The sequence below is a fragment of the Micromonospora sp. NPDC049799 genome, assembly GCF_040656655.1.
Lineage (GTDB): Bacteria > Actinomycetota > Actinomycetes > Mycobacteriales > Micromonosporaceae > Micromonospora.
The window spans coordinates 1-7,751 of record NZ_JBFAMU010000238.1 but is presented as its reverse complement, the minus strand read 5'-3'; the positions used below and the strand labels follow the sequence as shown (position 1 = coordinate 7,751).

Sequence of the window (7,751 nt, the reverse complement as noted above, 5' to 3'; positions counted from 1 at the left end):
AGCGCGGCGGTGGTCTCGGCGAGAGCGGCCGCCAGCTCCGCCTCCGCCTCCGCCGCCCCGGGCAGCATGCGGGAGGCCGCGGGGGCGTCCGCGGGCAGCGGGTAGAACCGCCACAGCACGGTCTCGAAGGCGTCCCCGGAGCCGGAGACGTGGGTGCGGACCTCGGGGATCAGGCCGAGACCGCCGGCGACCACGGCCTCACCGGCGAGCAGCGCCGCGCCGGCGAAGTCACCGGGGCCGGGCAGCCCACGGGGATCGCCCGGTGCGGGCAGCACCAGGCGGATCTCGTCGGGCGAGAGTCGGGCCAGGGTGGGCAGCGCCTGCGGCAGCGGTACGTCGGTCCAGGTGCCGGGCGCGTCGGCGACCAGGTGCTCCTCGTCGCCGGCGATGGCGTCGGCGACCTCGTCGAAGGGCACCAACCCGGCGCGCCACGCGCGCACCCAGGCAACGAACCGGCTCGACCGGCGCGGCGCGATCGTCGCCGCGCCCGCTGCGGGGGTGGACATGCCGAAAGGGTACGTGGTCACCGCCGCCCCTGTCTCGACTGCCGCTCCGTCGGCGTCGCCTGCCCGTTTCGCCCCCGTGCGTCCTCCGAGGACCGGTCACCGGTCGATGTCCGGGCCGGCCGGTGACGCCGGCGCCGGTCCTCGGCGTGGCGCTGGGTGCGGCGCGACGAGGACGGGGTTAGCGTGATCGACATGGCGGGGCGATACGCGGACGACGTGCTGGCGGGCAACTGGCCGCGACGGAAGGTCACCCCGGAGGTGGACGCCGAGCCGGACCTGGTGGTCGAGGACGCCGACTCGGGGTTCTGCGGCGCCGTGGTCGGGTTCGAGTCCGGTGCGGTGGTGCTGGAGGACCGGCACGGGCGGCGGCGCAACTTCCCGCTGCTGCCGGCGGCGTTCCTGCTCGACGGGCAGCCGGTCACCCTGCGCCGCCCGCCCCGCGCCCAGGTCCCCGCCGCCCGCCGGCGTACGGCCTCCGGCTCGATCGCGGTGGATGGCGTCCGCGCCCAGGTGGCGAAGGCCAGCCGGATCTGGGTCGAGGGCGTCCACGACGCCGCGCTGGTCGAGCGCATCTGGGGCGACGACCTGCGCATCGAGGGCGTGGTGGTGGAGCCGCTGGACGGCATCGACGCCCTCGACGCGGAGGTACGCGACTTCGCGCCCGGCCCGACGCGGCGGCTCGGCGTGCTCGTCGACCACCTGGTGCCCGGTTCGAAGGAGAGCCGGATCGTGGCGCGGGTGACCTCAGCGCACGTGCTGGTCACCGGGCATCCGTACGTCGACGTGTGGCAGGCGGTGAAACCGGCGGCGCTGGGCATCCCGGCGTGGCCGGTGGTGCCGCCGGGCCGGCCGTGGAAGGAGGGGGTGTGCGCCGCGCTCGGCGTCGCCGCGCCCGCCGACATGTGGCGGCACATCCTGTCCCGGGTCGACAGCTTCGCCGACGTGGAGACCCCGCTGATCAACGCGATGGAACGCCTGATCGACTTCGTCACCGAACCGCAGGGCTGACGCCGCCGTACGGTCAGGGTTCCTGGTCGGGGGTGCGGGTGAACACGAACGTCGCGATGTCCAGCGCGACCACCGTGCCGGCCGGGTCGCGCAGCACCGTGAGGATCTCCCCGTTCTCCGGGCCGGAACGACCGCGCCAGCGGTCCGGCCCGTTCGGGACGAAACGGCTCTCCCGCTCGCCCCGCACGTGCGCCACCAGTTCGCCGGTGGCCCGGTCCCATGCCAGGTCGAGGGGCGCCCCCATCCACCACCACCGGCCGGTCAGGTCAGCCAGGTCGGCGGGCGGCGGCGCGCTCGTCGGCCGCCACGGCGTGACCGCCGTCGGCTCGGTGTCCAGCACCATGGTCAGCGCCTCCCGGCCCAGTCCGCCGATGTGACCGACCCGGAAGCCGTACGCGTTCGCGAAGGCGACCGTCGCGGTGCGCGAGGGCCGGTGCACGGCCAGGGCGGCGACGTAGCCGGGCATCGAGCCGCCGTGGCCGACGTACACCCGCTCGCCCTCCCGGTAGAGCTCCAGCCCCAGGCCGTGCCCGCCGGTCCACGTGTCCAGGTCGCTGATGACCACCGGGGCGCACATCTCGGTCAGCGTCTCCGCCGCCAGCACCTGCGGGTCGGGTTCGGCGAGGAAGGCCGCCCAGCGGCCCAGGTCCTCGATCGTCGACCACAGCTGCCCGGCCGGGGCCATCGCCCCGGTGTCGGTCCGGGGCTCCTCCCGCAGCGTCTCGTGCCAGGGATGCACGACGTAGCCCCGGGCGAAGGGCTCGGAGGCCGCGTACGTGGTGCGACGCATGCCCAGCGGGCCGAGGACGCGCTCGGTCAGCAGGTCGCCCCACGGCGTGCCGGTGATCCGTTCCAGCACGCCGCCGAGCAGCCCGTACGCCAGGTTCGAGTAGTGGTACGTCCGGTGCGGCGGGTATGCGATCTTCTCGGTGCCGACCCCGGTGAGCAGCGTGGCCAGGTCGACGCCCTCGGCCCGCTCCCACCAGTCGCCGCCGGGCTCCCGTTGGAGCCCGCTGGCGTGCCCGAGAAGCTGGCGGATGGTCAGGGCGCCGACGCCGGTGCCGGGCAGGTGCGCGTCGAGGGGATCGTCCAGGGACAGGCGGCCGGCGTCGCGTTCCTGCATGACCAGGGTCGCGGTCATCGTCTTGCTGATCGAGCCGAGTCGGTACTGGAGGTCGCCGTACGGGCGGGGGTGGTCCCCGGCGGTGGCGAGGTGCGCCACCGTGCCGTCACGGACCACGCCCAGCACCAGCGACGGCGTACGGCCGGCGGCCTGTGCCCGGGCGACGAGGTCGTCGATCCGGCGGGTGGTTTCGGGCAGCAGGGGCACGATTGTCTCCTCGTGACGGTGTGACCCGAGGGTACTGATCATGACAATTCGATGACGCGTGCATCGGCGTGTCACGATCAGGTGGTGGATGCGGTGTGGTGGATCGTTCTGGGTGCGGTGCTGGCGATTGCCGAGCTCTTCACGACGACGCTGTTCCTGATCATGTTCGCGGTCGGCGCGTTCGCCGCCGCCGGTGCCGCGGCGCTCGGCGCTCCGGTCGAGGTCCAGGCGATCGTCTTCGCGATCGTGTCGGTGCTGACGGTGCTGGGTGTCCGTCCGACGCTGCGCCGGCACCGCCGGTCGGCGGTGGAGAGCGGCGAGCAGCCGTTCGGTGTGGAGGCGATCGAGGGCAGCACGGCGCTGGTGCTGGAGCCGGTCGGCACCGACCAGGGCATGGTCAAGATCGACGGCGAGTTGTGGCAGGCCCGCGCGTACGACGCGACCCAGTCCTTCGCCCCCGGCGAACGGGTGCAGGTGGTCCAGGTGCGAGGGGCCACCGCGCTCGTGTGGCGGGACGACATTTCTCCGTCCGGGGACCTACCCGAAGCGAAAAGGTGAGCAGATGGAATTCATTCTCCCGGCCCTGCTGATAGCCGTGGCGCTGATCGCGGTGATCACCCTGGCCAAGGCGGTGCGGATCGTGCCGCAGCAGCGCCAGGACGTCGTCGAGCGGCTCGGCAAGTACAAGCGCACCCTCAACCCGGGGCTGAACATCCTGGTTCCGTTCATCGACGCGGTGCGCACCAAGGTCGACATGCGGGAGCAGGTGGTCAGCTTCCCGCCGCAGCCGGTGATCACCTCGGACAACCTGGTGGTCTCGATCGACACGGTCCTCTACTTCAAGGTGGTCGACGCGGTCCGGGCCACCTACGAGATCTCGAACTTCCTCCAGGCGATCGAGCAGCTCACCGTCACGACGCTGCGTAACGTGATCGGCTCGTTGGACCTGGAGCGGGCGCTGACCAGCCGCGAGGAGATCAACCGGCACCTCTCCGGCGTCCTGGACGAGACCACCGGCCGCTGGGGCATCAAGGTCACCCGGGTGGAGATCAAGGCGATCGAGCCGCCGGCCAGCATCCGCGACTCGATGGAGAAGCAGATGCGCGCCGAGCGGGACCGCCGGGCCGCGATCCTCACCGCGGAGGGGCACAAGCAGTCGCAGATCCTCACCGCCGAGGGTGAGAAGCAGTCCGCGGTGCTGCGGGCCGACGGTGACCGGCAGGCTCGGATCCTCCAGGCCGAGGGTCAGGCGAAGGCGATCCGGACGGTCTTCGACGCGATCCACCAGGCGAACCCGAGCCAGAAGGTGCTCGCCTACCAGTACCTGCAGGCGCTGCCGCAGATCGCCCAGGGCAGCGCCAACAAGGTCTGGATCGTCCCGGCCGAGCTGACCAAGGCCCTGGAGGGCATGGGCGGCGCGCTCGGCGGCCTGAGCCAGATGGTGGGGGACGTCCCCGCGCCGGAGGCGGCCGATCACGCGAGCCAGGTCGAGCGCGAGGCCGCGGAGGCTGCGCAGGCGGCGGCGGCAGCCGCGCAGGAGATCCACGACGAGGTACGCGTGGCCGAGGCGCAGGCCACCGGCGGGAAGACCCCGCAGGGGCTGCCGGCACCGGAACCGGTCTCCCCGGCGAGCCTGCTGGCCGACCCGTCGGACCAGCGCGAACGGGGCTGACCTAAACACGAGAACCGCTCATGAGGCGCTCCGGCGCCTGCCACCATCGGTCCTAGGACGGGCGGTGACCAGGCATCGGGGCGCCTCGGCGCGTCCCGCGCCGCCCGTGGGACGGGCGAGGTGAGGCATGAAGGAGCCGGCGAAGCGGGCAGGGTCCTCGGCCCCGGTCGGGGCGCACGACCCCGCCGGACCGCTGGGGACCCGGCGTACCGGCGGAGGGTTCGGAGTGCTGCCGTTCATCGGTGAGCCGGGGCCGGCCGCGCCGGCCACCAACGCGAGCTGGGCCTGGTCGCTGCGCCGGCTCGCCCGGGGGGCGGTGTGGCTGCTGCCCGCGTACGCCGTCCTCTACGGCGTCGTGGCAAAGGCCAGCGACGGCGGCGTGGCGACCGACCCGTACCCGGCCGACGGCCGGCCGATCTACCTGATCGCCTGGGTGGCGGCGGTCTGGCTGGGCCTGCTGGCGCTACTCGCGCTGACCGGGTTGCTGGCCGCGACCCGCAGCCGCTGGTCGGCGGTCGCCGGCCTGCTGGCCAGCATCGCCGGAACGGTGCTCATGCTCCCGTTCGCCGGCCTGGCGGAGCAGACGCCGGTCTTCGGCACCACCGCCCGGATGCTGGTCCTGGTGGGTGCCGGCTTCTACAGCGCGGGATGGCTGCTGACCGGGTGGGCGGTGGCCCGCTCCGGCATGTTCAGCATGGGCGACGGCACCATGCTCATGATCGCCGCTCCGCTGCTCGGCCTGGCCGGCGCGCTGGTCGGCTCGTTGCAGACCTTCGGCGCGATCTTCGCCCTGATCGCCGGTATCGGCATCGGCTACCGCTCCGGCCGCCTGATCCCCGGCGACATCATCCGCGACGCGACAGCCGCCAGCCTCGCCGCCACCCCCACCCCCACCCCCGACCGCCGCCCGTCACCCAGTTGATCAAGGGGTTTGCGTCAACTTCGGGGCGAATCCTGACGCGAACCCCTTGATCAACAGCCCGAGTCGGGTGGGTGCGGTGGGGATGGCGGTGGGGGTGGGGGCGGGGGGGTGGGAAAGTGCTGGTTGGGGGCCGTGAAGTTGCTGACAGTCACCGTCAGGGGTGGTCGGTTGGCGGCTTTCGTGGCAATCCTTGGGCACCATGGCCCTCCGTACGCCGCTGTCGCGGCTGTTCACCGTGCTGCTCGCCGGCGTGCTCGCCGGGCTCGTCCTGGCGGTCGCCGCGCTGCCGGGCAACCTGCTGCTCGGATTCACCGCGCGGGCGACGCTCGGCGGGTACGCCGCACTGCCCGAGGCGCTGCGTACCCCGGCCACGCCCCAGCGCTCCTACCTCTACGCCAACGACGGTAAGACGCTGATCACGACCTTCTACGACGTGAACCGCACCGACGTGCCGCTGGAGGACATCGCCCCGGTGATGCGGCAGGCGATCGTGGCGGCCGAGGACCGGCGGTTCTACGACCACGGTGGCGCGGACCTGCGTGGCCTGGCCCGGGCGCTGGTCGCCAACGTGCGCGGTGGGGAGACCGCGCAGGGCGGCTCGACGCTGACCATGCAGTACGTCCGCAACGTGCTCAAGACCGACCCGGGACGCACCGCGGAGGAGCGCGCGGCGGCCACCGAGCAGACCGTCGGGCGCAAGGTCCAGGAGATCCGGTACGCGACCGCGCTGGAGCAGCGCCTCGGCAAGGACGAGATCCTCAACCGGTACCTGAACATCGCGTACTTCGGGTCCGGCGCGTACGGGATCGCGGCGGCCAGTCAGCGCTACTTCGGCAAGGCCCCGGCCCAGCTCACCCTCGCCGAGTCGGCCCTGCTGGCCGGTCTGGTGCAGTCGCCGGAGGCGTACAGCCCGATCGACGGTGACCGGCAGGCGGCGCTGGACCGGCGGGCGTACGTCCTCGACTCGATGGTCGAGACCGGGGCGGTCAGCGCGGAACAGGCGGCGGCGGCCAGGACCGAGAAGCTCACCCTGCGGCCCACCCCCCAACCCAACGGCTGCACGGCCGTCGCGTCCGGCCACGACGACTGGGGCTTCTTCTGCGACTACCTGCGGAGCTGGTGGCTGACCCAGCCGGCGTTCGGCGCCACCGCCGAGGAGCGGGAGCAGGCGCTGCGGCGGGGTGGCTACACCGTGGTCACGTCGCTGGACCCGCAGGTCCAGGCGACCGCGCAGAAGCAGGCCACCGGCGTGTACTCCTACGACAACGCGCGCGCCCTGCCGATCGCCGCCGTGGAGCCGGGCACCGGCCGTGTCCTCGCCATGGCCGTCAACCGGAAGTACAGCCTGGAGCCGAACCCGGCCGGGCAGACCAACCACCCGAACACCGTCAACCCGCTGATCTCCGGCGGTGACGGCGTGGACGGCTACCAGGCCGGCTCCACGTTCAAGCTGTTCACCATGCTCGCCGCCCTGGAGGCCGGCAAGCCGCTCGCGACCGGTTTCGACGCCCCGAGCCGGCTGCCCACCCGGTACGCCGCCGAGGGCGAGGGCAGCTGCGACGGCCGCTGGTGCCCGGTCAACGCCAACCCGGAGTGGATGGACGGCTACCGGATGATGTGGGACGGCTTCGGCCGCTCGGTGAACACCTACTTCGTGTGGCTCGCCGAGCAGGTCGGGCCGGAGAAGGTGGTGGAGATGGCGCAGCGCCTCGGCATCACCTTCCGGGCCGACGCCGACGCCGCCTTCGCGGCGGACAACGCCGAGAACTGGGGTTCGTTCACCCTCGGCGTGGCCGCCACCACCCCGCTGGACCTCGCCAACGCGTACGCGACGGTGGCCGCCGAGGGCACGTACTGTACGCCGCTGCCGGTGGTGTCGGTCACCGCCGCCGACGGTACGCGGGTGCCGGTCGGCGACCCGTCCTGCGAGCGGGTGCTCGACGCCGACGTGGCCCGCGCCGCCACCGACGCGGCCCGCTGCCCGGTCGGCCAGCAGTCGGCGTTCGGCCAGTGCAACGGCGGCACCGCCACGTCGGTGAACCGGATCCTGGACGGCCGTCCGGTGGCCGGCAAGACGGGCAGCTCGGAGGAGAACGGCGCGGAGAGCTTCGTCGGCTTCACCCCGCAGGTCGCGGTCGCCGCCATCGCGGCCAACCCGGACGACTCGACCGACTCCGTCGGCGGCCCCGTGCAGGCCCGCGTGATCGACGCGGTGGCCCGGATGATCGCCACGGCCGTCGACGGCGAGCCGGAGCAGGCGTTCGGTGTGCCCAGCCGGGACCTGGTCGGCGAGCCGCGCCGCCCGGTGGAGCG

Annotated in this window: 6 protein-coding genes and 1 pseudogene; 5 read left to right on the top strand and 2 right to left on the bottom strand. The window is 73.2% G+C overall.

All coding sequences use genetic code 11. The annotated features are described in order from the left end of the window. Positions 1-506: pseudogene (locus AB0I76_RS18195) on the bottom strand (hypothetical protein); the annotation flags it as partial. Between the two features lie 192 nt (positions 507-698). Here AB0I76_RS18195 and AB0I76_RS18190 point away from each other — a divergent pair. Beyond that, positions 699-1,514 carry a DUF3097 domain-containing protein gene (locus AB0I76_RS18190; protein ID WP_357036473.1) on the top strand — a complete coding sequence of 272 codons (816 nt, stop codon included), beginning with the start codon at positions 699-701 and terminating at the stop codon, positions 1,512-1,514. A 13-nt stretch (positions 1,515-1,527) separates the two neighbouring features. Here AB0I76_RS18190 and AB0I76_RS18185 read toward each other — a convergent pair whose 3' ends face one another. After that, on the bottom strand, positions 1,528-2,844 hold the full coding sequence (locus AB0I76_RS18185) for a serine hydrolase domain-containing protein (protein ID WP_357036470.1): 1,317 nt from the start codon (positions 2,842-2,844) through the stop codon (positions 1,528-1,530). An 84-nt stretch (positions 2,845-2,928) separates the two neighbouring features. On the opposite strand from AB0I76_RS18185, the gene AB0I76_RS18180 reads away from it, so the two are divergent. From AB0I76_RS18180 to AB0I76_RS18165, 4 genes are all read left to right on the top strand, one after another. Then, complete coding sequence (locus AB0I76_RS18180; protein WP_357036468.1) at positions 2,929-3,402, top strand: NfeD family protein; 474 nt, start codon at positions 2,929-2,931, stop codon at positions 3,400-3,402. A 4-nt stretch (positions 3,403-3,406) separates the two neighbouring features. Then, on the top strand, positions 3,407-4,516 hold the full coding sequence (locus AB0I76_RS18175; RefSeq protein ID WP_357036465.1) for an SPFH domain-containing protein: 1,110 nt from the start codon (positions 3,407-3,409) through the stop codon (positions 4,514-4,516). Positions 4,517-4,643: 127 nt separating this feature from the next. Then, on the top strand, positions 4,644-5,438 hold the full coding sequence (locus AB0I76_RS18170; RefSeq protein ID WP_357036462.1) for a hypothetical protein: 795 nt from the start codon (positions 4,644-4,646) through the stop codon (positions 5,436-5,438). A gap of 199 nt (positions 5,439-5,637) precedes the next feature. Beyond that, positions 5,638-7,751, top strand: a 2,114-nt coding sequence (locus AB0I76_RS18165; RefSeq protein ID WP_357036459.1) for a transglycosylase domain-containing protein, incomplete at its 3' end; no start/stop codon positions are given.